At 62.2% G+C, this 22968-nt stretch carries 50 protein-coding genes; 16 read left to right on the top strand and 34 right to left on the bottom strand.

Features of this window, described 5'->3' with window-relative positions; genetic code table 11:
* Positions 1 to 166: 166 nt before the first annotated feature.
* Positions 167 to 412, bottom strand: coding sequence for a hypothetical protein (locus tag M5E06_RS17810; RefSeq protein WP_252139312.1), 246 nt, complete (start codon positions 410 to 412; stop codon positions 167 to 169).
* Positions 413 to 933: 521 nt separating this feature from the next.
* On the opposite strand from M5E06_RS17810, the gene M5E06_RS17805 reads away from it, so the two are divergent.
* From M5E06_RS17805 to M5E06_RS17795, 3 genes are read left to right on the top strand one after another with little or no spacing between them, the layout of a single operon-like run.
* Entirely contained in the window at positions 934 to 1380 is a 447-nt protein-coding gene (locus M5E06_RS17805) for a hypothetical protein (protein ID WP_252139311.1), read from the top strand.
* Between the two features lie 11 nt (positions 1381 to 1391).
* Entirely contained in the window at positions 1392 to 1751 is a 360-nt protein-coding gene (locus M5E06_RS17800) for a hypothetical protein (protein WP_252139310.1), read from the top strand.
* Positions 1752 to 1759: 8 nt separating this feature from the next.
* Positions 1760 to 1948, top strand: a complete 189-nt coding sequence (locus M5E06_RS17795; RefSeq protein ID WP_252139309.1) for a helix-turn-helix domain-containing protein — start codon at positions 1760 to 1762, stop codon at positions 1946 to 1948.
* A gap of 43 nt (positions 1949 to 1991) precedes the next feature.
* Here M5E06_RS17795 and M5E06_RS17790 read toward each other — a convergent pair whose 3' ends face one another.
* The 19 genes from M5E06_RS17790 to M5E06_RS17700 form a co-directional block, all read right to left on the bottom strand.
* The gene (locus M5E06_RS17790; protein ID WP_252139308.1) at positions 1992 to 2543 is read right to left on the bottom strand and encodes a hypothetical protein; all 552 of its coding nucleotides are present in this window, start codon (positions 2541 to 2543) and stop codon (positions 1992 to 1994) included.
* 138 nt (positions 2544 to 2681) lie between these two features.
* Entirely contained in the window at positions 2682 to 2879 is a 198-nt protein-coding gene (locus M5E06_RS17785; RefSeq protein WP_252139307.1) for a hypothetical protein, read from the bottom strand.
* A 143-nt stretch (positions 2880 to 3022) separates the two neighbouring features.
* Positions 3023 to 3817, bottom strand: coding sequence for a hypothetical protein (locus tag M5E06_RS17780; protein ID WP_252139306.1), 795 nt, complete (start codon positions 3815 to 3817; stop codon positions 3023 to 3025).
* Between the two features lie 63 nt (positions 3818 to 3880).
* On the bottom strand, positions 3881 to 4066 hold the full coding sequence (locus tag M5E06_RS17775; protein ID WP_252139305.1) for a hypothetical protein: 186 nt from the start codon (positions 4064 to 4066) through the stop codon (positions 3881 to 3883).
* A 5-nt stretch (positions 4067 to 4071) separates the two neighbouring features.
* Positions 4072 to 4287: a hypothetical protein gene (locus M5E06_RS17770; protein WP_252139304.1), complete on the bottom strand. Its 216-nt coding sequence runs from the start codon at positions 4285 to 4287 to the stop codon at positions 4072 to 4074.
* On the bottom strand, positions 4284 to 5153 hold the full coding sequence (locus tag M5E06_RS17765; protein WP_252139303.1) for a hypothetical protein: 870 nt from the start codon (positions 5151 to 5153) through the stop codon (positions 4284 to 4286). Before M5E06_RS17765 ends, M5E06_RS17770 begins: the two co-directional genes overlap by 4 nt.
* Positions 5146 to 5412 carry a hypothetical protein gene (locus M5E06_RS17760; RefSeq protein WP_252139302.1) on the bottom strand — a complete coding sequence of 89 codons (267 nt, stop codon included), beginning with the start codon at positions 5410 to 5412 and terminating at the stop codon, positions 5146 to 5148. Before M5E06_RS17760 ends, M5E06_RS17765 begins: the two co-directional genes overlap by 8 nt.
* Positions 5399 to 5743 carry a hypothetical protein gene (locus M5E06_RS17755; RefSeq protein WP_252139301.1) on the bottom strand — a complete coding sequence of 115 codons (345 nt, stop codon included), beginning with the start codon at positions 5741 to 5743 and terminating at the stop codon, positions 5399 to 5401. Before M5E06_RS17755 ends, M5E06_RS17760 begins: the two co-directional genes overlap by 14 nt.
* Positions 5736 to 5951, bottom strand: a complete 216-nt coding sequence (locus tag M5E06_RS17750; protein ID WP_252139300.1) for a hypothetical protein — start codon at positions 5949 to 5951, stop codon at positions 5736 to 5738. The genes M5E06_RS17755 and M5E06_RS17750 overlap by 8 nt, the downstream gene beginning before the upstream one ends.
* Positions 5944 to 6387, bottom strand: a complete 444-nt coding sequence (locus M5E06_RS17745) for a hypothetical protein (protein ID WP_252139299.1) — start codon at positions 6385 to 6387, stop codon at positions 5944 to 5946. The genes M5E06_RS17750 and M5E06_RS17745 overlap by 8 nt, the downstream gene beginning before the upstream one ends.
* Positions 6380 to 6622 carry a hypothetical protein gene (locus tag M5E06_RS17740; RefSeq protein ID WP_252139298.1) on the bottom strand — a complete coding sequence of 81 codons (243 nt, stop codon included), beginning with the start codon at positions 6620 to 6622 and terminating at the stop codon, positions 6380 to 6382. The genes M5E06_RS17745 and M5E06_RS17740 overlap by 8 nt, the downstream gene beginning before the upstream one ends.
* Positions 6615 to 7157: an HNH endonuclease signature motif containing protein gene (locus M5E06_RS17735; protein WP_252139297.1), complete on the bottom strand. Its 543-nt coding sequence runs from the start codon at positions 7155 to 7157 to the stop codon at positions 6615 to 6617. The genes M5E06_RS17740 and M5E06_RS17735 overlap by 8 nt, the downstream gene beginning before the upstream one ends.
* Positions 7158 to 7512: 355 nt before the next feature.
* Entirely contained in the window at positions 7513 to 8046 is a 534-nt protein-coding gene (dcd, locus tag M5E06_RS17730; protein WP_252139296.1) for a dCTP deaminase, read from the bottom strand.
* Positions 8047 to 8049: 3 nt separating this feature from the next.
* Positions 8050 to 8268 (bottom strand): type II toxin-antitoxin system TacA family antitoxin, encoded by a 219-nt coding sequence (locus tag M5E06_RS17725; protein ID WP_252139295.1) that lies wholly within the window; start codon positions 8266 to 8268, stop codon positions 8050 to 8052.
* 65 nt (positions 8269 to 8333) lie between these two features.
* Positions 8334 to 8846, bottom strand: coding sequence for an HNH endonuclease signature motif containing protein (locus M5E06_RS17720; RefSeq protein WP_252139294.1), 513 nt, complete (start codon positions 8844 to 8846; stop codon positions 8334 to 8336).
* A 27-nt stretch (positions 8847 to 8873) separates the two neighbouring features.
* On the bottom strand, positions 8874 to 9800 hold the full coding sequence (locus M5E06_RS17715; RefSeq protein ID WP_252139293.1) for a toprim domain-containing protein: 927 nt from the start codon (positions 9798 to 9800) through the stop codon (positions 8874 to 8876).
* The gene (locus M5E06_RS17710) at positions 9797 to 10180 is read right to left on the bottom strand and encodes a hypothetical protein (protein WP_252139292.1); all 384 of its coding nucleotides are present in this window, start codon (positions 10178 to 10180) and stop codon (positions 9797 to 9799) included. The genes M5E06_RS17715 and M5E06_RS17710 overlap by 4 nt, the downstream gene beginning before the upstream one ends.
* Complete coding sequence (locus M5E06_RS17705; protein ID WP_252139291.1) at positions 10161 to 11681, bottom strand: DEAD/DEAH box helicase; 1521 nt, start codon at positions 11679 to 11681, stop codon at positions 10161 to 10163. The genes M5E06_RS17710 and M5E06_RS17705 overlap by 20 nt, the downstream gene beginning before the upstream one ends.
* Positions 11678 to 12298 carry a YdaU family protein gene (locus tag M5E06_RS17700; RefSeq protein WP_252139290.1) on the bottom strand — a complete coding sequence of 207 codons (621 nt, stop codon included), beginning with the start codon at positions 12296 to 12298 and terminating at the stop codon, positions 11678 to 11680. Before M5E06_RS17700 ends, M5E06_RS17705 begins: the two co-directional genes overlap by 4 nt.
* A 165-nt stretch (positions 12299 to 12463) precedes the next feature.
* Here M5E06_RS17700 and M5E06_RS17695 point away from each other — a divergent pair, with 165 nt between their 5' ends.
* Positions 12464 to 12703, top strand: a complete 240-nt coding sequence (locus M5E06_RS17695) for an MGMT family protein (RefSeq protein ID WP_252139289.1) — start codon at positions 12464 to 12466, stop codon at positions 12701 to 12703.
* 47 nt (positions 12704 to 12750) lie between these two features.
* Here the strand turns inward: M5E06_RS17695 and M5E06_RS17690 are convergent, their stop codons facing one another.
* The 9 genes from M5E06_RS17690 to M5E06_RS17650 form a co-directional block, all read right to left on the bottom strand.
* A complete protein-coding gene (locus tag M5E06_RS17690; RefSeq protein ID WP_252139288.1) occupies positions 12751 to 13347 on the bottom strand; it encodes a hypothetical protein in 597 nt (198 codons plus the stop codon).
* Positions 13348 to 13350: 3 nt separating this feature from the next.
* A complete protein-coding gene (locus M5E06_RS17685; RefSeq protein ID WP_252139287.1) occupies positions 13351 to 13533 on the bottom strand; it encodes a hypothetical protein in 183 nt (60 codons plus the stop codon).
* Positions 13530 to 13799, bottom strand: a complete 270-nt coding sequence (locus M5E06_RS17680) for a helix-turn-helix transcriptional regulator (protein ID WP_252139286.1) — start codon at positions 13797 to 13799, stop codon at positions 13530 to 13532. The genes M5E06_RS17685 and M5E06_RS17680 overlap by 4 nt, the downstream gene beginning before the upstream one ends.
* A gap of 3 nt (positions 13800 to 13802) precedes the next feature.
* Positions 13803 to 14051, bottom strand: a complete 249-nt coding sequence (locus M5E06_RS17675; RefSeq protein ID WP_252139285.1) for a DUF2312 domain-containing protein — start codon at positions 14049 to 14051, stop codon at positions 13803 to 13805.
* Entirely contained in the window at positions 14048 to 14416 is a 369-nt protein-coding gene (locus M5E06_RS17670; RefSeq protein ID WP_252139284.1) for a VRR-NUC domain-containing protein, read from the bottom strand. The genes M5E06_RS17675 and M5E06_RS17670 overlap by 4 nt, the downstream gene beginning before the upstream one ends.
* A 2-nt stretch (positions 14417 to 14418) precedes the next feature.
* Complete coding sequence (locus M5E06_RS17665) at positions 14419 to 14907, bottom strand: helix-turn-helix domain-containing protein (RefSeq protein WP_252139372.1); 489 nt, start codon at positions 14905 to 14907, stop codon at positions 14419 to 14421.
* Positions 14907 to 15134 carry a hypothetical protein gene (locus M5E06_RS17660; RefSeq protein ID WP_252139283.1) on the bottom strand — a complete coding sequence of 76 codons (228 nt, stop codon included), beginning with the start codon at positions 15132 to 15134 and terminating at the stop codon, positions 14907 to 14909. Before M5E06_RS17660 ends, M5E06_RS17665 begins: the two co-directional genes overlap by 1 nt.
* A 3-nt stretch (positions 15135 to 15137) precedes the next feature.
* Positions 15138 to 15548, bottom strand: a complete 411-nt coding sequence (locus M5E06_RS17655) for a hypothetical protein (protein ID WP_252139282.1) — start codon at positions 15546 to 15548, stop codon at positions 15138 to 15140.
* Positions 15549 to 15705: 157 nt separating this feature from the next.
* Positions 15706 to 16173, bottom strand: a complete 468-nt coding sequence (locus M5E06_RS17650; RefSeq protein WP_252139281.1) for a hypothetical protein — start codon at positions 16171 to 16173, stop codon at positions 15706 to 15708.
* Positions 16174 to 16226: 53 nt separating this feature from the next.
* On the opposite strand from M5E06_RS17650, the gene M5E06_RS17645 reads away from it, so the two are divergent.
* Together M5E06_RS17645 and M5E06_RS17640 are read left to right on the top strand one after the other, a co-directional pair.
* Entirely contained in the window at positions 16227 to 16409 is a 183-nt protein-coding gene (locus tag M5E06_RS17645) for a hypothetical protein (protein WP_136702169.1), read from the top strand.
* A 3-nt stretch (positions 16410 to 16412) separates the two neighbouring features.
* Positions 16413 to 16751 carry a hypothetical protein gene (locus M5E06_RS17640; RefSeq protein WP_252139280.1) on the top strand — a complete coding sequence of 113 codons (339 nt, stop codon included), beginning with the start codon at positions 16413 to 16415 and terminating at the stop codon, positions 16749 to 16751.
* Here the strand turns inward: M5E06_RS17640 and M5E06_RS17635 are convergent.
* The 3 genes from M5E06_RS17635 to M5E06_RS17625 form a co-directional block, all read right to left on the bottom strand.
* Entirely contained in the window at positions 16732 to 17046 is a 315-nt protein-coding gene (locus tag M5E06_RS17635) for a hypothetical protein (protein ID WP_252139279.1), read from the bottom strand. The two genes, M5E06_RS17640 and M5E06_RS17635, sit on opposite strands and share 20 nt — an antisense overlap.
* Before the next feature lie 75 nt (positions 17047 to 17121).
* A complete protein-coding gene (locus M5E06_RS17630) occupies positions 17122 to 17949 on the bottom strand; it encodes a phage antirepressor N-terminal domain-containing protein (RefSeq protein WP_252139278.1) in 828 nt (275 codons plus the stop codon).
* On the bottom strand, positions 17946 to 18182 hold the full coding sequence (locus M5E06_RS17625; RefSeq protein WP_252139277.1) for a helix-turn-helix domain-containing protein: 237 nt from the start codon (positions 18180 to 18182) through the stop codon (positions 17946 to 17948). The genes M5E06_RS17630 and M5E06_RS17625 overlap by 4 nt, the downstream gene beginning before the upstream one ends.
* Before the next feature lie 107 nt (positions 18183 to 18289).
* Between M5E06_RS17625 and M5E06_RS17620 the strand changes: the two genes are divergently transcribed.
* Entirely contained in the window at positions 18290 to 18637 is a 348-nt protein-coding gene (locus M5E06_RS17620) for a hypothetical protein (RefSeq protein ID WP_252139276.1), read from the top strand.
* A 763-nt stretch (positions 18638 to 19400) separates the two neighbouring features.
* Entirely contained in the window at positions 19401 to 19619 is a 219-nt protein-coding gene (locus M5E06_RS17615; RefSeq protein ID WP_252139275.1) for a hypothetical protein, read from the top strand.
* Here M5E06_RS17615 and M5E06_RS17610 read toward each other — a convergent pair.
* Together M5E06_RS17610 and M5E06_RS17605 are read right to left on the bottom strand one after the other, a co-directional pair.
* On the bottom strand, positions 19601 to 19801 hold the full coding sequence (locus tag M5E06_RS17610; protein WP_252139274.1) for a hypothetical protein: 201 nt from the start codon (positions 19799 to 19801) through the stop codon (positions 19601 to 19603). The two genes, M5E06_RS17615 and M5E06_RS17610, sit on opposite strands and share 19 nt — an antisense overlap.
* Positions 19802 to 19826: 25 nt before the next feature.
* Positions 19827 to 20231 carry a hypothetical protein gene (locus tag M5E06_RS17605; RefSeq protein ID WP_252139273.1) on the bottom strand — a complete coding sequence of 135 codons (405 nt, stop codon included), beginning with the start codon at positions 20229 to 20231 and terminating at the stop codon, positions 19827 to 19829.
* A 175-nt stretch (positions 20232 to 20406) separates the two neighbouring features.
* Here M5E06_RS17605 and M5E06_RS17600 point away from each other — a divergent pair, with 175 nt between their 5' ends.
* The 8 genes from M5E06_RS17600 to M5E06_RS17565 all read left to right on the top strand — a co-directional run bounded on the left by M5E06_RS17600 (position 20407) and on the right by M5E06_RS17565 (position 22965).
* Positions 20407 to 20670: a hypothetical protein gene (locus tag M5E06_RS17600; protein ID WP_252139272.1), complete on the top strand. Its 264-nt coding sequence runs from the start codon at positions 20407 to 20409 to the stop codon at positions 20668 to 20670.
* A 34-nt stretch (positions 20671 to 20704) separates the two neighbouring features.
* Positions 20705 to 20986, top strand: coding sequence for a hypothetical protein (locus tag M5E06_RS17595; protein ID WP_252139271.1), 282 nt, complete (start codon positions 20705 to 20707; stop codon positions 20984 to 20986).
* A 110-nt stretch (positions 20987 to 21096) separates the two neighbouring features.
* Positions 21097 to 21279, top strand: coding sequence for a hypothetical protein (locus M5E06_RS17590; protein ID WP_252139270.1), 183 nt, complete (start codon positions 21097 to 21099; stop codon positions 21277 to 21279).
* Between the two features lie 85 nt (positions 21280 to 21364).
* The gene (locus M5E06_RS17585) at positions 21365 to 21580 is read left to right on the top strand and encodes a hypothetical protein (RefSeq protein WP_252139269.1); all 216 of its coding nucleotides are present in this window, start codon (positions 21365 to 21367) and stop codon (positions 21578 to 21580) included.
* 3 nt (positions 21581 to 21583) lie between these two features.
* The gene (locus M5E06_RS17580; RefSeq protein ID WP_252139268.1) at positions 21584 to 21970 is read left to right on the top strand and encodes a hypothetical protein; all 387 of its coding nucleotides are present in this window, start codon (positions 21584 to 21586) and stop codon (positions 21968 to 21970) included.
* A 190-nt stretch (positions 21971 to 22160) separates the two neighbouring features.
* The gene (locus M5E06_RS17575; RefSeq protein WP_252139267.1) at positions 22161 to 22370 is read left to right on the top strand and encodes a hypothetical protein; all 210 of its coding nucleotides are present in this window, start codon (positions 22161 to 22163) and stop codon (positions 22368 to 22370) included.
* Between the two features lie 82 nt (positions 22371 to 22452).
* Positions 22453 to 22716, top strand: coding sequence for a hypothetical protein (locus M5E06_RS17570; RefSeq protein WP_252139266.1), 264 nt, complete (start codon positions 22453 to 22455; stop codon positions 22714 to 22716).
* A 12-nt stretch (positions 22717 to 22728) separates the two neighbouring features.
* Positions 22729 to 22965: a hypothetical protein gene (locus M5E06_RS17565; protein ID WP_252139265.1), complete on the top strand. Its 237-nt coding sequence runs from the start codon at positions 22729 to 22731 to the stop codon at positions 22963 to 22965.
* Positions 22966 to 22968: the final 3 nt, after the last annotated feature.

Genomic DNA, 22968 nt, shown 5'->3' with positions numbered 1-22968 from the left:
GCCACCTGTACAGCGCGGGCATTGGCCTTGCGACCGATGGAGCGCCACAGGTCGTTGATGCGCTCCGCCTGAGCTTTTGCCGCAGCCTCGCTGCATCCGTCAGTGATGCGCGGAGCGGATCGGCTGAATGGCGGGCAGCGGCCGGGGACTAATCTAGCCATGGCGGTCACCCGATCCAGATGTCGTTGTTCTCGTCCACAAACCAAGCGATGGCGAACGCCTTGCTATTGGCCGGATCGTCGCGATCCTCTTCGGCGCAGCTAATGAGCAGGTCCAGGGCTTCCAGGGCCACAGCCTTTTCGACGCGGACGTAATGGCCGGCGAATGCAGTGGCGGCGACATGAACGACGTTGGCGGCTTTGATCTCGTCCACCAGTTCCAGGGCAGACTTGCCTAAGGCGTTGTCGCTCATGTTCACCACTCCCTCGATCTCTCAGCCACCTGACGCTCTATGCGGTCCAGGCGGTCACCTAGGCGTTCAGGGCCGCAGATCGGCGCGTCCGTGTTGACCGTGCGACGCAGGGTCAGCGTGCCGTCACTGTCCGTCACCAGTTCGTCAGTCACGCTCAGCGGACAGCCGTCGAAGTGCCGGCCGGATAAGCCGCAGTCGAGACAGGCTGGCATGGCAACCTCACTGTTCGTCGGGGTGGCGGACACGGCGGCCATTGAGCACGGCGAAGCGTCCGTCTTCGTCCAGGCCCTCGACGTACTGAGGCACACGGCCCAAGGCGATGCGGTCTAGCTCAGCGTCCAGTGCGTCGCATGGGGCGCACTGGGGTGCAGCGCGGCAGAACTCTTGGCACGTCGTCATGGGCGCCTCATGTGCAGGGAGTGAGCACAAAATCCGGGAGACTGTGCATTTTCTGCATTGACGCATGTGCAGGATTTGCACATACTGAGTTCATCAAGACGACGCCAACGACGGAGCAAGCCATGCCGACCTTCACGATCTCCCGCAACGGTGCCGGCGTTACCTCCAAGAAGCTGGTCACCGACCTGCCCGCCGATTTCGTCAAGGACGCGCTGAAGCAGTCCCGTATCGCCCACACCGCTCGCGAGTGCGACGGCTATTGGTCGATCAAGGCCAACCGCGGCGAAGAGGCGATGCTGTCCGAAATCCTGCGCACCGAGTGCAAGCGCATCGAGATCAAAGAGGCGAAGGCGGAAGCCGCCGCACAGGCTGGAAACGTCATCCAACTGCACCCCAGCAACGGAGACCGCCGCGTTCTGGTCGAAGCCCGCAAGCATAGCGTCGGCGATGTCTTCGGCGGTCGCGTCATCACTGGCCTCGGCCGCGTCTTTGCCTCGAACCCTGACCAGCTTGCCGCTAACGGCATCGGCCCGTGGGTCGATTACGTCCAGTACGCCTACTTTGACTAATGGAGATACCAATGCCAGTCCGCGCAACCGTGTTGTTTGACACCAGCAAAAACTCCAAGTCGCTGTCCAGCTACTCTGCGACGTTCAGCGGCGCTTCGGTCGACGAAGTGAAAGGCAAGATCGAACAACGCGCACCCGTCATTGACGGCCACGCCGAATATTCAGGCGCGTTTGCCTCACGCTCAGAAGCCGTCAGGGCGGTATTGACGTACATTACCGCACCCTGCCGAGTGAAAGAACTTGCGCCATCTCCCTACTCATTGGATCAGCCAGCGGCCAAGGAGATTGCGCTGCGTCCAATCAACTGCGACAGAGAAGGAGCCACGCTTGGCGTCCGCGACGCCGCAGGAAACGTGCAAGTTTTCATTTGAGGCTCACCATGAAAGGCTCAGACTTCGCCGAATGGCGAAAAGCCCGGTACAAGTCGCAGGCGGAGGCCGGGGAAGCCCTTGGCCTCTCGCGACGCACCGTGGCGAACCACGAAATCCCGAATGCCGATATCCCCAAGACCATCCGGCTCGCTATGGCGGCCCTGTCTCTTGGGCTTACCGACTACCCCAAGCAGTGATGCGGGCGCCCCGGCTGATGCTGGGGCCGCTTGCTTTGCGGCGTTAAGCCGCGTCCGATAAGCGAGCCCGGTAGTGCTTGAGCCAGCCGAACGCCTTCACCAGGACCGGCGATGCACGGTCTGCTTCCGATAAAGCCAACTCCTTCACGACGCCGATCAGCTCAGCATGGCTCCGGGCCAAGGATGAATGTTCGGCGATCTCGTGGGTGAGGCGGGCTTCCATCTGGACGTGATCGCCACGCAACCGGGAAGCCTCTTCGATGGCCTTCAACCGGTCGTCAATGGCTTCCGTCAGCTTGTCGGTAAGCTCTTCGATCTTGGCGTCCTGTTCAGCGATCCGCCTGTACAGACTGGCTATCTCTGCCTTGTGACGCTCTTCGGCGGCTTCCTGCGCCTTCTCCATCCGGGCCAGATGCGCTTCAAGCTGCTTGATGGCCGCGCTCTCCACCCTATCCGCTTGCTCGGTGAGCTTGTCGGATCGGGCCGTACTTTTCCAGCCTCGCCACGCGCTCCACAGCATCCGGCCGGCAATAGCCAATGCCCCTCCGCCCGTCGCAATGCCAACTGTTTCTGGCGAGATTGACGGGTCAGGCATGGCTAGTCCTCTGGGCCAGCCGTCATAACGGCCCGGCGTGGTATAATCGCGGCATACAAAGCGACAGCAGCGGCATATTCGGGCTCTGCTTTGTCGGTGGGCACGGCGGTCAAAGGTATGGTCGTTTTGACTATACCTTCAGGTAACGGCGCGTCGCTGGGGCTGTCCGGCATTGCGAACCTCAACCACCTTGGCGCCGACGATGCTGCAGTAGGTCAGTGCGGCGCCCTGCGTCGGGAAACTGGTCAAGACGCAGCCGTCATCCGGCGCATTCAGGACTTCCCAGGGAACGCTCCAGTCCGATGTCTTGACGATCTGGACGGGACGGTGGCGCATGAACGTCCGTTCCCCATAAACACGAACGGCGCCTCAGCGGGGAGCCGGGCGCCAGACGCAACTCTGATCAATAACGGCAAGATAAGTTAGTTGGGGAAACCGGTCAAGCGGGAAAGTGGTAATAGCCTCTAGAGCGGTACGCCTCATGCCGCCATCTTGGTTGGCGCTCTCACCTTCCCGGACTTGATGTCGAGATAAAGGTCCAGAGCGTCACGGAAAATGTCGGCCACAGCCTTGCGGCACATCCCTCTATCGGCGCCAACTTCGGCGCACGTCATGCCCTCAATGACGATATCGTGTACAAGGCTAGTCTGCCAGCGTCGCGTCCCACGATGCACTTTCTGTGCGGCAGCGGCACGTTGCACCATCACGTCGCACCAGTCGTTGTAAAGCTCCTGCATTTGGACAGCCCACGCCGTCTCCCACGTATCCCCGCGCCCTCCGAAACTCTCTCCATACGTCGCCACTCTGGCGTCCATGCCGATGGTAATCAGCATGTAGGCGGCGCGTATCGACAGAGCGGCGTCATAGGCTTCCTGCGACAGTTGCCCTCTGTCCAGCATCCACAACAGCGTGTCAGGGCGCATCTTCTTGCGGGTCGGGGCGGTGCCCTTGTCAGCGCCAACGCTGGACACCTTCACCCCGGCATCCTTGTCGAGCTTGATGTCCAAGGCCCGCGCCTCTTCGGCATCGGCTTGGATGATCTTGGCGATCCGGCCCCAGGTCCGGCGGCGCGTGTCGTTCGCTGCCTTCCGTGATGCGGACGCCTTCTTTAGCGCCTCATTGACGGCTGCCGGGCCGTGCTTCTTGGTGACGAACTTTGCCCACTCCGCCTTGGTCTTCATTCGCCGCTTGCGACGGGGCTTGGGAGCGTCGGCAGCAATAGCCTGTCGGCCTAACTGGATGTCATCGGGAACGCTGACCAGAAGAGCCGGCATCACATCCTCATGCGGGAATTTCTCGACTCCGGATGATACCACCAAACGAGCGCCGCCGCAGTGTCAATCTTGCGGCGGCTTGTATTCGATCAGCGTATCAGTAGCATGGTCACGCCCGATGACCGTCCCGCATTTGCCGTCTCCGAAGTCGAAGCGTAGCCAGATGTCGCGCTCTGTTACCTCAGTGACCGTGACGGCATAGCCAGTGACTTTGTCGACGTAGCTGGCGCCAACCTTTATGCTTGTCACGCCGTTCACCAAGTCGCAAAAAGCGTGATCGCTATCAGCGCTATCACCCCACGGGGCTGCATGAGAAACCCGGCTGCCGCAGGGGCGATGTTGATGGTCAAGGTGAACATGATCACGGCCAGCAAGATCGACGGAATGAGCACCACTGCCATCACGATCTTGACGATAAGCAGGACGAACAGGGCGATCTCTTGCAGGGCGCGCTCTAGCCAACTGGTCATTTCCCCCTCCCCTCTGCGGCACGTATGCCGTCCATCATGTCAGTTACCTCACGCTTGGTAGCTTCGTCCGGCTCTTCGCGGCACAGCTTGCCGAGTAGCTCCATGTCGATGCCGGCGTCCTTGGCGGCGGCATCGCAGTTCCGGCCGCACATCGGGCAGATATGCCAGTCCGGCCAAGCTGCGTACGCCGGAAAGCCATCACGGCAGTTCCGGCACTCTGCCTCCCGCTGGGATTGCTTGGCGGCGGCATGGGCGGCCTCTACACGGCGGCGGTGGGCGTTGTAGATCGTGCCGTCGCGCCACCGTTCTTCGTCCTGCTCAGCAAAGTATGCGGCGATCCCGGCCTGCGCCTCGGGGGATGCGGCAATGACGGCGCGCATCTCCGCCACCACCACAGACAGCGGGCGGTAGTCGGTTGGCTCCGGAGGAAGCATGCTCTTCAGCCGCTCCACCTCGGCCTTGATGCCGGACATCTTTTCGCCGATTATCTCGACATGGCGCATCGTCACGTCCGACATGGCCGGAACGCCGCTCAGCTTCGACAGCGCTTCCCGGATGACCAGATAGTTGACCGTGCCGTTCTCGACGACGTAGCCGTTGACGCGATCCCGCAACAGCTTGTCCCGCTCGGCAGCCAGCCGGTCACGCTCTGCCGTCAGCGCCTCCAGTGCGGTCGCTGTAGCCCGCTCCACGATGCCCATGATGTCGCGAGCCATCGACCGGGCGTCTTCGTCATACGTCGCCGCCTCCACCCGCTTCAGGATCAGCAAGGCTGTATCTCTGGCAGCCAGCTTTCCGGCGCTCAGCGATGCGGCCGGCGGAGTGGTGGAGTAGCTGGTGGGGCCCATTGGGTTCGCGTCAACCACGGTCAGCCTCCTTGCCTTCACTGATGCGCCAGTCGTTGCCGTAGACCTTCAACTGCGCCGGCTTTTTGAACCAAACAGCAGCGGCGATCAGGCAGCCGGCAAAGACGATGGCGCCGACGATCTGTGACGTTGGTTCGGATTGGTCGATGGTCTTGAGTATGACCACGCCAACCACGCCGCCGATGGTGAAGGACAGCACCCAGCCGCAGAACCATGCGACCTTGGCCGTTACGATGAGGGCGAACTCACTCACGGTCATGGTCGGCCTCCGAGAAATGCGACGGCATCGGCATCCAGCGTTGCGGAGCATGCCGCGAACCGCGGTATTGCCAGCACTCGTTGGCATCGTCCCAGCCATCTACCCACAGGCCGGCGTCAGGGTCGAATTTGGACTTGTCCACGTCGCCACGATCGGGGCCGCAGATCAGAACCCACGTCCCGTCCTTCGGCGCCTCGCTGATCGGCCTCCACGTCACCAGATCGAGGATGGTCAGTACGTCAGCGGCAAAAACACCACCCACGCCCGACTCCTTTGCGCCTTCATCACGCCAGCGGGTCAGGCGGGTGAGGGCTTCTTGGTGGTTAGTCATGGCGTGCCTCGCGGGCTTGCTCAAATGCACGGACGGCAGCGCCTAGGGACGCGCCGATATTGGCCGGCTCCGCTTGGCTCAGGGCGACAACAATCCAGATCACGGCGCCGAAGCCGGACAGGATCAGCACACCAAGCAGGGCGAACCAGAGCTTGAAGAACAGTGGCATGCCGGGCCGGCGAAGCGTGCGGGTGTAGCGGTTAGTCATGGCGGGCCTCAGAGAGCTTGGCGCGGAGAGCGGCAGCGCAGACGGCAAGCGCGAGATTTGCGCCGTCACCACGGAGACGGTCACGCTCGATGTCGCGATGATCGGTCAGGATCGGCCAGACGTAGGCGGTGCAGAGGATGCCGTCTTGGTCGTAGTTGCTCCGGCGATGCATTTCGACGCCGCAGTCGGCGGCAAGCATCAGCGCTTGGTCGATGCTGCCCGTGTATGCCGGGGCGTAACCTTCCACCGTCGCTTGGCGTGACCCGTCGCGGGCTGTCCACTCCTGCGTGCCGACGATGAAGGCGCTGTCAACGCGCTCTCCGCCGTCGTAGATCACTTCCTTGCCGGTCACGGCGGCATGGATCATGCCGTCCAGTTCCCGGCTCGGTCCTTCTGCCGCTTCCAGCCGGGAGATGAGGGAGGGGAGGTCAGACATTGTAAGTCTCCATCTGCGCCTCGTAATGTGCCCTGAATTCCGCCAGTTTCCTTGGCTCCCAGCACGCGACTTCGGCCGATGCCTTAGCCATTTCGCGTTCAAGCCATCCGACGTGCGGGGCGCGGAGACGGTCGGCCTCGTCAAGTTTGGCGTACATCGCCACGGCCAGTTCGGCGGCTTCCCGGTCCAGCGCGGCGGCAGCGGCAAGGGCCTCCGCCTTAGCGAGATCACCCATGACGCGCCTCCTTGGCAGATGGATTGGCAAAGTCACCGAAGCACTGGCGAGCGGCGGCGGCATAAGCGGCGGCGGCTTCGTCAAGGCTAACAAACCTGCCGAGGCTGCGAAGCTCCCCGTTTACCCTGATCCTGGCGTGCCACTTCCCGTAGGCCGCCTCCCAGTAAACGCCCTTCACCCCGCTGGTGTTATTGTTGAAAATTGACCGTTTTGCGCCGTTTTCGTGCCGGGTCGCCTCGCGTAGGTTCGACAAGCGGTTGTCTGCGGGAGAGCGATTAACGTGGTCGATTTCTGCGGAAGGCCAGTTGCCGTACACGTATAGCCACGCCAGTCGGTGAGCGTAGTAGCGACGACCGTCCAGACCTATCTGGATATGCCCGCTCGGGAGGGATCGCCCAGCCACACTTCCAGCGGTAGCATTGCCGCTGGAAACGCGCCGCGTAAACACGCCGGTATCTGGATCGTACTCCAGAAGTTCCTTGAGGCGGGCTTGAGTGATAGGCGTCGTGCTGTTATCTTTGTCTATAGCCATCATCGAACTCCCGTTGTTCGCAGTGGTCAGGCCCGCAGTCGGTGTTACAGCACTGGCGGCGGGCCGCTTCATTTCAGCGCTTAGTCTATCACGGATCAGGCAGCCGCAAGAGCAAAAACTTCAGCGCCGCTCTCATTTCCTTCGCCATACTTTGGCGCGCTCGCCACAATGCTTGCGAAGTCTTAACGACTGGCGTAGCGCACTGGCGGAACGGCGACACTCCGCCAAATGCCCGTAAAAGGCCGCAGGAGCGTCGCTGGTAAAATCCCGCCTCTCGCTGCGTCCGGAACGCCAGACCGCACTCACGGACGATCCTGCGGGCTTGGCGGCGTATCGGTGGGGATTGCCTCACCCCCACTTACCGCCGCGGCAGCGTCACGCCCCTCTGCCCCTGATACCGCCCTGCCCTGTCGGCGTAGGTAGTCCGACACGGCTCGCCCTTCACGAATAGCACTTGGGCGATGCCCTGCCCGGCGGTCAGCAGCAGAGGCCGGGGAGACTGGTTGTGCAGTTCCAGGGTGACTTCCCCTTCCCAGCCGGCTTCAAGGACGGTGTTCTGGACGGACAGCCCGCACCGAGCCCACGACGACTTGTCGCAGACCAATCCCGTCACGTCCGGCGGCATGCGGATGTACTCGGCGGTGACGGCCAGAACGAAGGCGCCCGGCCGGATGGTGAACCGATCAGAAACGATCCGCTCAACGTCCTCTTCGCTGATCCATTCCGGCGACAGCGGCTCGGCAGACGGCTTGATCACCACGAACTCGTTGCCCAGCCGCACGTCGTAGCCGTAGCTGGAAAGCCCGTAGCTGGTCCCGCCCAAGCGGACTTGGCCTTCCTCGAAAGGCTCGATGATACCGGACAGGGCAATTTCGTTGTCAGACAGCAGCATGGCTTAGCGGGCCTCCGTGGTGTGGGTGGAGGAATTGCTCGCGGTGGATGCGGCGTCCTCCGGCTTGTCTTGATCCAGACCCATTCGCCGCTTGTAGCGCGCGGCGGCGGCAACCAACCGCGGCGACGGAGGCTTGGGGTTCATGATGGCGTCGAAGAAGCGGCGCGAGCCTTCCTCAGTCAGCACAATCGCGGGGGCGGTTTCAGTCTTGGTGGTGGTCACTTGGCTTGCTCCCAGGGCTGGGGAATAGGTGTCAGGCGGCATGAGCACTGCGGCTCCGCTTGAGGTCATTGGGTGGCATCACCGGCTGGATGCGCGAACTCGCCAAAATACTCACGGGCCGCGGAGGCATAGGCGGAGGCGGCGGCATCAAGGTCGGTGAAGTGCCCAAGAAAGCGGTTGTTGCCGTTTTCCATGATCTTAGCCTGCCATTTTCCGCGGCTCTTATCCCACGTCACCCCTTTCACTCCTGATGAGTTGTTTTTGCTCATCGACTTGTTTCCCATATTCTTGCTTCGCGTCGCCTCGCGGAGATTGGCCAGCCGATTGTCGGACTTCACTCGGTTTATGTGGTCCAGATCAGCGTCAGGCCACTCGCCGGTCATGTAGAGCCACGCAAGGCGGTGGGCGAGATATTGCCGCCCGTCCAGCCTGATTTGGACATATCCGTGCCCGCCGACGCACCCAGCCACCTGACCAACGCGGACGCTGTTGTTTGTCGCCACCAGCCACTTGAAGGCGCCAGTGTCTGGCTCGTAATGCAGCAGCGCTTTCAGTCGAGATTGCGTGAGTTCGCTCATTTGGTTTGCCCTCCAAACAATAGCCGCTCACGCGGCGTTGCTTTGCGTGTTCTTCCGGATCAAAACATCGTTCCAATCATCACCAACGGCGGAGGGGATGATTACTTCCGTTTCAATCTTCATCGTCCGCGCTCGCATGGCGAGGCAGAAAGCCGCGTGCTGTCCGACGTAATTCTCGTCATTGTCGGCAAACACCATGAGGCGCTTGACTTGCTTCGGCGGCTGAAACTCTTTGATCCCGTTGGCATTCAACAGCGACCACACGGGAACATTATACAGCAGACTTGCCGAGATGGCAGTCTCAATTCCTTCCGCAACTCCCAAAACTTCCTCGAAGTCAAACAGGCGGATGGCGCTACCGGCTGGGCACTCGCCCTTCATGACCTTGCGCACCTTCTCCGGGTCTTTCTGCCCGTCGCGCGTCAGGAAGGTTCGGTGAATGTTGACCGGCACGTTGTCGGAGTTGATGACCTTGGCGACCATGCCAAAGCAGCGCGGCGTGTTGACGAAGCGCAGCGGCTTGGGCCACTCCCTCAGGGCGATCCCACGGGAGGCCATGTAGCGCGTCACCACGTCGCCGGGCCGGATGGCAGCCGACGCCTTCCAAAGATCGTTCATCCGCTGGCGCAGCACGTGGTCAGGTTCGGTTTTGGTCGGCGCGTCGCGCGTCGCCGTCCCAAGAACCGCTTCGATCCGCTCCGCCGCTTCCTTGAAGCCAATTCCGAAGAACCGGCGGATCAAATCCGTTCCTGTGCCGTTACCACAGACGTTGCAGACCCATGAGCCGGTGCCGTTGTGATCCGTGAAGCGGAAACGATCCTTCCCCTCTTGGCAGATCGGGCACGGGCCATGCTTGCCGGTCAGGTGCGCGGCCGGGATGCCGGCTTGCAGGAGGACGGAACGCCAGCGACCGCACGCGCGCTCCCAAACCGGCTCTCTGTTCTGTTGGCTCACCCTGTCCTCCTTCCCTCGTTCCAGTTCGCCGGGCCGTCGATCACAGGCCGTCGGCAAATCGTCGCCTTGCTCCCATTCGGCATTTCGACGACAAGATCGCCCATGTGGATTGCCAGGATGCGGCGACCGTCGATCATCGGTATCAGCGCCTTCACGTCGGCCGGCGACCAGCCCACCGTGTCCAACCGCGCCCAATTTCTACCCACCAGTTCCGCCGCATCCGCCCTGATGATTTCCCATCGCTCCGGCAGGTACGCGCCCGGCTTAGGAGCGGTCAGCAGGCGGGCTAGAGGCTCTGCCCATCGCCTTGGCAATCCGCCGTCATGCTCGATGATGGCGGCGCGTTCCTCGCATTCATCGTCATGCGGCTGGCTGAGCATGGGCAGCCCGCTCCTTCTCCCGCCGCTTGGCGTAGCGAATTTGCTGGGCCTTCAGCCATATATCGACCTCCCACGTCACCGGCTTGGGAGGAGCGTTCTTGTAGGCGTTCGGCCAGACTTGAACGGCGGAGCGGTATTGGTTGTCAGCCCAACCCTTCCTGTACCCACGCTCACGCTCACGGAACTTGAGTTGCCCGTAGAAGTCGGCGAGATGCAGCCAAACGCCGCCGATCTTGACCGTGTTCTTCGGGCCGGTCGCCTTGGTTCCCTTGCCACGCACGATCTCGCTAAGGTCGCCGTCTTCCGTCTCGATGTCGCTCCGCGGCGATCCTTCCGGCTTGAAGCCACAGCACGGGCACTGCGCCACCTTGGGCGGCTTGAGGAACGTGCATTTTGGGCACTCCTTCGGCAGCGCGCCCTTGCGCTTGGACGCGGTGCGGACGGAGCCGTCGTCAAGGCTTTCGTGGTGGATGTCGGTCACGAAGCCATGCCGGGTGTAGTTGTCGGCGTGGTCGAGAATGATGCAATCAGCCTTGCCCGGTGCGGTGCGCAGGCCACGTCCGTAAATCTGGACGAACAGGGCTTCACTCTTGGTCGGGCGAGCGTCGATGATGCAGCGCACGTCCCAATCAACGCCCGTCGTCAGGGTTCCGACGTTGGCGACGACCTTGTAGGCGCCAGCATGAAACTTCTGGCTGATCCGCTCGCGCTCATCCATCTCCGTGAAAGCATCGACATAGCCGCACGGGATGCCGGCCGCCTCGAAGCTGTCCTGAACGTGCCTCGCATGTGCCCGGTTGACACAGAACGCCAGCGTCGGACGCCCGTCGCCCATCTTGATCCAAGTGTCAACCACGTCGGCCACCAGCTTGGGCTTGCTCATCACGTCGGCCAGTTCGCCAACGGCGTAGTCACCCTTGCTGACGCTCACGCCCGACAGATCGGGATGCGACGGCGCGAAGACCTTGAACGGCGACAGATAGCCCTGGTCGATCATGTCCTTGAGCGTGGCGCAGACGATCAGGTCGTCGTAGTGCTTCCCCATGCCCTTGGCCCACGGCGTGGCAGACAGGCCGATGACAGGGATGTCCTTCATCTCGTCGGACGCGATCCATTCGAGGAATGCCCGAAACATCGTGTGGGCCTCGTCCACGATGACCAGATCAACGTCCGGGCGCTTCCGCCGGCTGAGAGATTGGATCGTCGCAACCTGCACCGGCTGGTTCGGGTCGGTCATCTCATGATCGGCCTGGATCACGCCGATTTCAGCGATGCCGTCACGCTGGAAAGAGGCAACCGTCTGGTTGACCAGAGACAGCGAAGGGACGGTGAACATCACTCGCTTGCCCTTGGCCCGGGCCATACGGACAATCTCGCCGGCCACGCGGGTCTTGCCGCCACCCGTTGGAAGCTGGAGAACCGGACGCTTCTTGCCGGACTTCAGGCTTTCACGGAGGCTGATTATCGCGCGTTCCTGATAGGGGCGAAGCTGACGGATCATTTGTCACCTACCGCGCGGCGCAGGGGAATGACGGTGGCAGAGGATTGGTCAGGCTCATCGCCGATGACACGCCATTCGGGCTGCCCCTCAGAGGGTGTGTCGTTGGCCGGATTTGCCCCCTGATTATCCCCCTGCCACCGCTCTAACCCTTGCAATTCCTTGCTTTCTGGCAGGCTATGACTTTGCGCATAGGCAGCGTCAGCGTCCCTATATTGTGGTTGGGATACGTCACGCATTCCGTTTGCGATCCGATTGGGAGTCCGTTTCGGATCGGATTTGCGCTTTCCAGCCCACCGGGTTTCGTTCGCAACTTTGCTGGCAGCGACGCGGGTCTGGTACTTCGTCTCCGCGTCGCGCAGCTCCTTTTCCACGCGCAGATGACGCCACTTCCCGTCAACGATGACGAAGAAGCCGGAGAGCGTTGGGCGCAGACGACGCCATGCCGTGATCGGCAGTTTCGTGATGTTGGAAAGCACCACGTCATCGTCCGGCAGCGGAACGCCAGACGAATAATAGTCCATCAGAAGAAGCAGATAGGCCCCATGGCCCTCGGTGGACAGGCGACTTGTGTCAGCCAGATAGTCCCCCGGATAGAGCGCGAACCAAGGTCGTTTCATAGCGGTAACCCCCAAGGAAACCGTGTGCGCACGATATGCGCGTTGAATAAGTTACGCACTTAGGATATGATCGTTCGGCGAACTGCGATCAACCATATCACGTGAGAGATCGACATGCAAATCCAAGCTTGCACACAGCGGTCCGTGATGTTCAGGATCGCGCCGATGATTACTGGACGCCAAATACGTGCCGCGATGGCGATGATCGGCTGGTCGCTGAAGACGCTTGCAGAGCGGTCCGGCGTGCCGTGGGCCACTGTCCAGCGCATGCAGCACGTGAACGGGCACCCTAAGCAGGGGTCTGACCGCGTTGCCGCCGTCCAGAAGGTTCTTGAGGCTGAGGGCGTCGAGTTCCGCCCCGATGGCTCCGTTGGCTTCACTGAGAAGCAGCGCACCGACGCCTAAAGCACTCCCCCGCCCTTCGCGGGGGTTGCTGTATAGGTGGGCCGCCATCACGCGGCCTCCCGCATCTGACCGGCTGTCGGGTCCACGAAGAAGCCGTAGGACTCAAAGGCTTCCTTGAAGCGGCGGGCGCGCTTCTGGCACGAACGTTCAATTTCCGGCAGCAGATCGGCCGACAGAGCGACTTCCTGTGCGATGCGCTCCCACGCCGCGCCGAAGGTCCACTCGGCATCCAGGGCCAATCCTCCGCGCTCTGGACCGCGCTTAAGCAGTTCGTCCAGCCACAGATAGACGGTGTAGAAGTAGGCAACCGGCTTGATGGCGCTGTCGATGCACTTGGCTTTGACCAGCATGCACAGGTCAGCAGACGCGGCGATCAGTTCGTCGCCAAGCTTGAAGGTATAGGCGCGGAACGGCTCGCGGGCGGCGGCACGGATCAACGGCAGGGTGTCCGCCGCCAGCTTCAGGAGGTCTTCCGGGCAATTCTTGTCGTGCGCCGCTTCCCACAGGATGGAATGCAGCAGTTGGGAGGCGCAGGCGCACTCTATGGCGCCCATGCGATCGGGGCTGGAGTTGCGGGCGATGGCCGTCTTGAGCATGCGCTCACGGCGCGACAGTTCGATGGGCTTGCGGTATGCGGCTCCCATGGCTCAAGCCTCCTGTGCCGGCGGCCACACGACGGGCGCCTTGATGCCGTTGACGGGGTGCCGGTCCCACCAAGCGCGGGTCAGCAGCGGGTAGCGCTCCGCTTTGTCGTAGCCCCGGCGCAGATCGGCGCAGAAGCCGGAGCCGTGGGGAGTTGCGGTCATGACGATGGTTTCGTAGGGCGTCATTGGACGGCCTCCAGAGCGGGCGCGGCGCGGCGCACAGCGAGTTCGATGGGAGACGGTTCGACGTTGGCGACGATGCGCAGGCCAACCAGCTTGGCGTAGCCAAACAGCTTGTCGGCCGGGATGAAGTTCTGGCCGGTCTCCCACGCCGAAACCGTGGAGCGGGCCACGCCTAACCGCCGGGCCACTTCCGCAACCGACATGCCGGCAGCCTCACGGGCGCGGACGATGGCGTTGCGGATCACGAAGTAGTCACTTGAAATGGACATGGTTCACTCCGCCATCCCAAGGGCTTCCTTGTAGAGTTCAAGGATTGCCTCTGCTTCCTGCCGATCAGCTTTGTCCATCTTCCGCAGGCGGATGATCTGCCGAATGATTTTGGTGTCGAAACCCGTGCCCTTCGCCTCGGCATAGATTTCCTTCACGTACTCAGAGATGCCGGCTTTTTCTTCCTCAAGCTTTTCGATCCGCTCGACAAAGCTTTTCAGCCGCTCAGCGGCAATTCCACCAACGTCACTCATGCTGCAATCCTCTGAATGCTGGCGCGCAGCGGTATTCCCAGGCTGCGCAGCGCGTTTTCGGTATCTTCGATAGAGCGGCACACAGAGACAGTCGCGCCAGCCGCAGTCAGGGCGGCGTGGACTTCCTTCTGTGCCGGGGAGAGGCGGCCCTTTTCGGCCTTCAACTCGATGAAGTGAACGCGCCCGTCCCACACGATTTCGATGTCAGGCCAGCCGGCGCGGGTGCCCATGTCCCGGAAGGCTTTTGCCTCCAGCACATGACGGCTGCCACCGTTCGGAGAGTGGTGCCAGACAGCACGCAGCGGCAGGGACATGGACAGGTAGCGGGCAACGGCCATGTGGATGGCCTTTTCTGGCGCGGCCATTGTCACGCCCCCATGCACAGGCTGGAGGACGCCGACATCATCACGGGAAGCCCGACAATCCGTCCGTCGCGGTTAGCGCCCTCAGCCCGCCGGGAGTTGGCCGGCAGAGCCACGCGGACGGACTTGAAGGCCGACAGGAACAGTTCGTCGCCAGTGATCGTGGGCTCAGGCTCGTCAAACCAGTCCTTGGAGACCGGCGGCCGGTTGCGCTTCTTGAGTTCCCACAGGCGCTTGGTGATGGTTCTTGGAGTGGCGCCAGACCGCTCGCACATCTCCTTCCGGCTCAACCCAGCCGCGTCCCAGGCGATTAGGTCGGCGTCACTGACAAGCTGCTTGTGGCCGCCGCGCGTCAGGGCCGGCAACCCCATGTCCCGGCGGATCAGGCAGATCGCCGATTTAGACACGCCAAGGCGCTCGCCAATCTCGACATCGTTCATGCCTTGCGCGTGCAGTTCGGCGATCAGGGCGCGGCGGGCTTCGTCTTTCTTCATCACACAATCTCCCGGCCGGCGCTGTCGAAGCGACGAGCCTTGTGCAGCGCCGCAGCGATGGACGCGCGGTCACGCTCAGTGACGGTGGGGGCGGCGTGGTTGGGGTAGACGGTCGGGCGGATCGTCGCCCAATTGCCGCGCTGTTTCGGGCGGGCATCCACTTCGGCGACAGTCGGTGACCAGTTACCCGGCAGGAATGGGTTGGCGGTGCAAGCGCGTCCGGTCATGGCTCACCCCACCCACGCGGATTTGGAGCCGAGCAACTGCGGGAAGTTGGACTGGTATCCAGCCGGCGGCAGCTTCGTGACCTTCTTCATCGGAAACGCGGCGATCTGAGCGGCCATGTCTTCCGGAACCGCCCGGCAGAAGTTGGCCCGCATCTCTGCCGTGATCGTCGGGCCGGAGAACTCCTTGCGCAGCGCATGGCCCGGCAGGTTGTGCGGCACGTCGCAGGTGATCTCGCCACGCTTCCGGAGCTTCTGGACGGCCTCTTTGACCTTCGACACTTCCGCCTGCGTCTTGCGCGCGATCTCCGTGATCGTCATTCCGGGCTGGAACACCAGCCGAATGCGGGCGCGGAGCGGGGCGTTCTGATCGGTGGCGCAGAGTTCTTTCTTGGATGCGTTCTTAGGCTTGGTCATGGCAGATCGTCCGGGTTCGTTTCGCAGCGCCACGCATCGGCGGCGCGGTCATTGGGGGATGGGGAGAAGGAGGCGGGGCCAAGGTCTGCTGTCTCGGCCCCGCCAGTCTGCGCCGGGTGGGTAGGCTGGCTATCCCCGGCGGGTGGTGTTTCGTGGGTCATGCTGCGGCCTCCGGATGACGGCGGCGCGCCAGCTTGGCGATCAGTCGGCTCGTTGCCCCAGCCGTTCGGACAGCGAGAGAAGGCCGTTTGCCAACCGCACCAGAAGAAGCCGCAACTTCCCTTTCCACGATGCGCTTCTCTTCGTTCGCGGCCCGTTGGCGCGCGAGGTATTCGCGGACGGCAATGTGTTCGGCATGTGCTTCTCTGGCTGCCAGTGGGTGGAAGACGGTGGCGACAAACTCCATGCCGAAGACTGCAGTCATCCGGCCGATGTGCCGCAGGCTCCAGGGCCGCTTTTCCTCCACCAGCCGCTCGGCCTGCCGTTCGCTGATGCGCAGCACCGCAGCGAGATTGGCGGCGACCTTGAACGGCCAACGCTTGCGAGCGAACCGAACGGCGCCGGCCGTAATCACCATGCCGTCGTCATTTCCCGACACGGCGCGACGGGGGCTTTTCGTGGTCATAGCGCACCCCCCGGAACATACTTTCCGCAGCGCAGAAACACGGAGAGGAAGCCATGAGCGAGGCGGGAAGCGAGCGGATCGGTCAGCCGCACAAGTCGCGGAAGGGCACCAACGAAGAACGCTTGGTCGCCTGCATCATCCTCACCCTGGAAACGCTGGGGAGCATCACCAACCGCGCTCCAGAAGCCGAAGGACTGGCTATCGCCGTGGTCGACACCTTCGGAAAGAAAGGCTGAGCCATGGGTGCCGTCGTCGCACTCGACACGCCGCCCTGCCCCGCCAACGGCCTGGAACGAGCCGAGTGGAACAGAAAGGAGGCGTCCTTCCATCAGGTCGGCGGATGGCTGTGGTGCCGCTTCATGGCGACGGCCATCTGCATCGAAATGCGTTACCAGCGCGACGAAAGGGAACCGACTTTGCCACTCGCCAATCCGATTGATGCTTTGGTCCACGCCACCATCTTGCGGCAGGCTGCGGCCGATGAAGACAGTCCCGACGCCCGCAACGAAATGATCGGCTGGGCACGGCACCTGGAGAGTTTGGCTATGGGGGAGCATCTCACAGCCCCCAAACAGTAAGGGCAGCGGCATGGGCGAAGCGGGCGATACCCATCAGCAGGTACACGGCGGCGATGCCGAGAACGCTGGCAACGGCCATGATCGCCAAAGCCGCGCCGATGAACGTCAGCCCCTCTTCCGCCGCCCGGCCGGTCGCCACATGCAGCGCCACCAGACCCAACACAGCCTGAAAGCCGATGGCGGTCCAAAAGTGGCGGGGGTCTCCACCGGAGAGGTAGGAGCGCCAACCGTCTGCGTCCGTGACGCTGACCCCGGAGGCGCGGTAGGCTTGCAGTGTGATATGCTGTTCGGGCATAGTACGCTCCATCATGTGTTCAACCACAGGGCCGCACTCTGTTTGGCGACGGGGCGGCCCTTGGTGTTTCTGGGATCAGGCGGAAGGCTGGTCTTTGCCGCCGCGGATGGCGAAGAGCGGGCCGATCACGGTGTTCGCAGCCACCAGCTTGCGGATCAGGCTGTCACCGCCCGACAAGCGCCATTCGTTCACCGCATTGACGGTGTAGAGCTTCGTGCCCCGTGCATCCCGGCGGACGACGTAGCCGTGATCGGCGCAGAAGCGCGTCAGCTTGCGGCTGATTTCCTGAACGATGGGACGGCGGCCAGCCTTCGGAACCTTGGCATCCGTGGCGATTTGGAGCGCGGGAACGGCGTCGATCACCGCCAGCCGACCGTCAGCGCACTTCACCAAGTCACGGACGATGGACGCGAGCGAGGCAACGTCTTCCTGCAGGCTGACGACGGCCTTCTCCGTCACAGTGCCCTTGTGGGACAGCATGCGGAGCATACCGTCCATGCGGCGGAGCATTTCGTCCGGCTTGGCGGGAACGTCGCCGCCGGCCTTGGCGAAGAAGTGCGCGAACAGGACGTCGGCGCATTCCCGCTGGTAGTCGATGACCTTGGCCTTGACGGCTTCATCGGTCACGCGGTTCGGCTGGATCGTGGCGAGCCAGAAATTCAGCTTGTCCAAAGGGAGGAAGAACCACTCGCGCGATTGGATATCCCCCGGCATCTGCATCATCCTGATGGTGACGCAGGTGGAAAGGACGGGGTGCTCCATCAGCTTGCGGTGCTGGGGCTGCCACGACAGGCCCATGCCTTCGGCGACGGGCTTCATGGCGACCAGCGTGCTAGCTTGGTCAGCGCCTTTGATGGCGACCAGATCGGCGCCATGGAAGTTTATGACGGTCAGGTCGCTCATGCGTGGGCTCCGTGGCTGGCGTGGGCTTTACGGGTGCGCGGGGATTTCACCGGGGCCTTCCCCTCAATCGCCCGCTCAATGTTCCGCAGGGTCTTGACGGTCGGGCTCCAGTCTTCGCTCTCCATGTTCGCCACGGTTGCCCACGACACGCCGGCCTTGCGGGCGAGCTCAGCCGGGGTCCAGCCCTTGGCCTTCACAACGGAGCGGATGGTTTGAAGCGTTTGTTCGATCATGGGGAGACGTTATCTCAGAATTCTGAGACGGTCAACCGCAAAACTCAGAATGCTGTGATCGCATTTTTCTGAGACATGGGCATCATGCCCGCATGACAGAGGATCGGATGGACCGTTACCGCGAAGCGCTCAAATCCACGCTTGCGCGCCTTAAAGCCTCGGGGCAGGTCGATGACCTAGCCGAGTGGTGCCGGCGTGCTGGCTTCAAATCGTCCACCGTCCATGAGTTCCTGGCGGGGCGCACACGCAGCTTGACGCTGGAGAAAATCGACGCCCTAGCCGTTGCCGCCGGCATTCCGGTGTCGGTGATGCTTGGGGAAACACCGGCCATGCTGACTGAGGACGACATGCGCTTGGTCGCCGCCCTCCGCCACATGGATGCATCTAAGAAGCAAGAGCTAGCGGCATGGCTTGTCGCGGCACAAACGGCTCAGCAGGACGCCCGGAAGCAATAGCTTCAGCAGCGCGGATGAATGCCTCTCGCAACTCAGTGTCAAGCGAGCGCGACAGGTTGACCCACGACACATCTTCTTCGCTCAGCCCCACGGTACGCTCCATCATCATTTGTCGGCACCCATTAGAACAAATTGGGAACACTGTCGCAACGGGAAGAGTTGCGTCCTAATCGCGTGTCTCGCATTTTTCTCAAATTGCAAGAGATAATCGCGAAAGACCCATCGCAGCGCTGCGGCAATAGGTGCATACCCCAGTGTGATCTTTGCTTATCATTGGCAAACCGTGTGCATTATGACCCAGCCTCCGGAAGGCATGGACAGGTGAGACCCAGCCCCAAGCGCTTGTGGCGCTGGGACAATACCCTGGGCGAATGCACTACGTTCGCTAAAGGCGTGCCGGCCTGTTACCAGCAGACCGGCCGCCCTTCCATCGGTTGGGCACCGTGGAATGCCCATATACTAGCCAATACGTTACCTTTGTGTGTACGCCGTTTTGGTTACGCCCCTGTAACGTGCATAACGCGGTATGCGGGATTGCAACGGTTCAGTCTTTTACCAAGCCAGACAGTCAACATCCGAATTCGCAAAATGCCAACGTTTGCAGGCTTTAGGCCAGTCTGATGTGCAAGATACGAATTGACCAAATGTGACGTGCGGCGTGTTGTCGCACCAGCTACTGTGGCGTTAGGAAGCGGCGGTTCGTTGCTCGAATGCGCCAAAGAGTCTACAAACAGAGACGCCCCTCTCTGTATGGAGACATGCCATGCGTAAGCTCAAGGTCATCGGCAACGGAAGCCATCCTCTCACCCGCGTCATTGATGCTGACACTGGCGAGGACATCGGCGCTCAGATCGGCGCCAGCCGGGTATCGGTGCAGATCGGTGGCGGGCCGAACTTCCCGGCCCCCACCCTGGTATTGGAAATCACGCGGCCATTTGAACTGGAACTGCTGACGACAGACGATCAGCTTTCGGCAGCGTAACGCCCGGACGCCGACAAAGTGATAGAGCCAACTGGCCCCGAGCTTTGCACGTAGCCTTTCTGCAAGATCGCAGTGAAGGCCGCATCAAAGCCGGGTCCGTATTCTGCCTGGACGGCTTTCCCATCGGCGTGACCAGTGGCGCGGCTGTGTTTGGCGATGATCGCCAGAAGCTTCTTTTCCATATAAATTCTCCACAAGTGAATGAGGCTACTGCTTCTTCTTCGGCTTTGCCGGCTGGTCTGCGGCGTCAAGGGCTGACAGGAAGTTAATGAAAAGCGGGATAGCCTTCCCAGCGGAAGATCGCCCTTCTTCAAGGCTCAACATTCCAGAGGCAACCGCCATGAATTCGGCAGACCTAAGCTCTTTCCATGAGTTCTTTACAACCTGCTGAGTCAGTGCCTCTTCGGCAATCACCATCTTGTCTGCGCATCTTGTCTGATCCCGTCTCCCTGTAGTTGGGAGCACCGCCTCTTTGCAGAAATCTGATGCATCGCGGAGCATGGCGCGGGTAGCGGGCGCTTCCTGACGTAGCGCTTCGACCAATCCATTTTGTGTCTCCGCCATTGCTGGCCCCGCTAGCACCAGGGCCACCACCAGCCAAACCTTACGCATTGCATCCCCCATCCAGAAGCGCGAGCCGTGGCGGCTGAGCGCAACCGATTATGACATTCAGCCCGACGAAAAAATAACTCAGAATTCTGAGTTTTGGCGTTGACCGTCTCAGAAATCTGAGTTACAACTACCCCCATCGGAAACACGGAGCACGCGCTCCACACCGGGGGCCGAAATGACCGCCAAGCTCAGCAAGACCACCCTGACCGTCAACGGCAAGCGCGCGGGCATCCGCATCGACGCCGGCCCCTGGATCGCTAGCGTCCCGGCCGAGACCATCAAGCTCCGCAGCAAGAGCGGTTGTTTCCCCGCCGAGTTCCGCAGCGCCCTGACTGTCGAGAACAACAGCGACGGCCGGGAAGACTACTTCGAAGTCGACTGCATCCGCCTGCTGCCGGGTCATCCGCTCTACGCCGCCGCGAAGTCCTTCGCCGCCTGACCCTCCCCAACGCCAATCCATAGAGGACGACACCATGGCCCGCTTTGTCATTGAAGGAGAATGGTCCGGTTACCGCTCGTCGCAGAGCCGGATCGTCCATCGCGAAGTCATCACTGAGAAGCGCGCCGAGCGCGTCAAGAACCTGAGCGCCATCGTCTACACGGACGGAACGTGCCTCTACGTCTCGGTTCGCAAGGCGGAACCTCGTGAGCGCATCCAAGAAATCCACGGCTATTCGAGCCTGATCCGACAGGCCGAGGCGACCGGCAAGGACTACGTGACCGTCGCCGAACTCAACCCTGCCCGCGCCGCCTAACCAGTTTCGCGGCCCCGCCGCGTCCACCTGCCCACATGGGCGTCCTCCCCGACTGCCGCCGGGCTCTGCAAAGACGTCCGGCGGGCATTTCAACAAGCAAGGACACGACGATGACAAGGCCGCTGTACTGCCCGTGCCGCAGCGAAGAAGAAGACCCGGAATGCCCGGCATGTGGCGCGCGGGTCGATGGCACCGACAAGCACAACGGCGTGTGCCAGTCGATCAAGGACACCCGTCCTCCGCAGTGGTGGTTGGATGAGTTCCGAGCATCGCAGAGCAAGAAGCCGGACTGATCGCCGGCCCGGAGCGTCATCCGGGCGCTGTCCCTAGCCCGTCACCGGCGGGCTGCGGACAGCACGCAATCTGGAGACAGACGACATGGACAAGCAGCGCCACGACCTCCTCCGCCTCATCAAGCGCGATCACGCCTGCACGGAGAACGTCATGTACCTCGTCAGCGAAGGCATCAAGACGGCGACCATTCGGGCGGCCGAGCAAGACGGCCTGATCGTGAGTGTCAGCCGGATCAGCTACACCCTGACCGATGCCGGCCGCGCCGCCCTCTCTTCGGCCACCTCCACCGTGGAGGGCTGACCGATGGCGAAGTTCATCACCCTGACCAACGCCCGCTTCAACGTTGGCCCCGATCCGGATGCCCCGATCCGGATCAACACTAACCACATCATTGGATACTGCCTTGGTGACGAGAGCAACTATTCAACAAAGGTCGGCAAAACCTCTCGGCTCAGCGGTACCTATGTCGATACCGTGTTGAAAGAGGGTCAATATTTGGTCACCGAGACCCCCGAGCAGATCGACGCGATGCTGGGGGGGGCGGAGAGCGCGGCGGAGAAGTACCGGAAGGCGCTTGAGCAGATCGCCGATCCGTTGGACTTCGCCACTTGCATTGGCGACCCGTGGGACTTCTACCGCGACCTCCAGGCCGTTGCGCGTGATGCCATCGCCGCAGCCCGTGGGGAGTGACGCCCATGCGCCTCCCCACCGTCAGCCTTCTTGGGCGTCGCGTCGCCTTGGCCTGTGTAACGCCGCTCGTCGCCGCCATTGGCTTGTCCGGCATCGCCACCTTCTTCGCGCTTGGTCAGTGGGGCCTAGCTCGGTCCTTCGGGATTTTTGCGGTCCATGAATGGCGCCTCGCTTGGAATGGAGACCTCCTGTGACTTCCCCCACCCTCTCCACCAGCCGCATGCAGGTTGAGCGCTTCAACGCCGACAACCCGGTTGGCAAGCCCGTCACCTACCACGCCGCACCATTCCGCCGCGTCTCCACCGTCACCGCCAGCAAGGCGCATCTGTTCGGCGCCACGCCTGTGGTGTGGGTCATGGGTCAGGGCCGCGTGCCGCTCGACCGCGTGAGGCCGCAATGAGCCGCTTCATCCTCATCACCGCCGCCGTCCTGACCGCCGAAGGTGCGCTGTGGGCAGCCGGCCGCATCATAGGAGCGCTGATATGAGCCTGACCACCGACGAAGCTCTGCGCCGCATTTTCGATGCGCAGGTCGCTACCGGCGACAAGTTCGCCCTGACCATCGGCCACGTCATCGACATGGACCACAAGGCGACCGCCTTCCTCATGCGCTACTGGCGGCCCGATCCGCATGCTTGGCCCAAGGCCGAAGAGATCGGTCACGGGTCGGTCGATGACTGCATGGCCGCTCTGGATCGCTTCGTTGCTCAGCACGCCGCCCCCGCCTACTCCGTCGCCGCCGAATAGGAGCGCCAGACCGTGACTGCCAAGCCGGCATGGGATCGCCTCAAGGTGCTGCGCGTCGCTCTGTCCAACGGTGGGCGCTTTGTTGTCAGTCGCCGCTATCGAGACGACCAAGTGCGCGCACTGTGCTGGAACGCCAACCAATCAGGACACATGCAGGCCCTGCCATTCAGGCGACACGGCGAAATCACCTTCCAGATCACCGATGCCGGCAAGCAGTGGCTTCGCGACAACTCTCCGAAAAAGGACTGACCG

The organism is Azospirillum sp. A1-3 (genome assembly GCF_023806445.1).
Taxonomy (GTDB): domain Bacteria; phylum Pseudomonadota; class Alphaproteobacteria; order Azospirillales; family Azospirillaceae; genus Azospirillum.
This window is presented reverse-complemented; position numbering and strand designations above follow the sequence as displayed.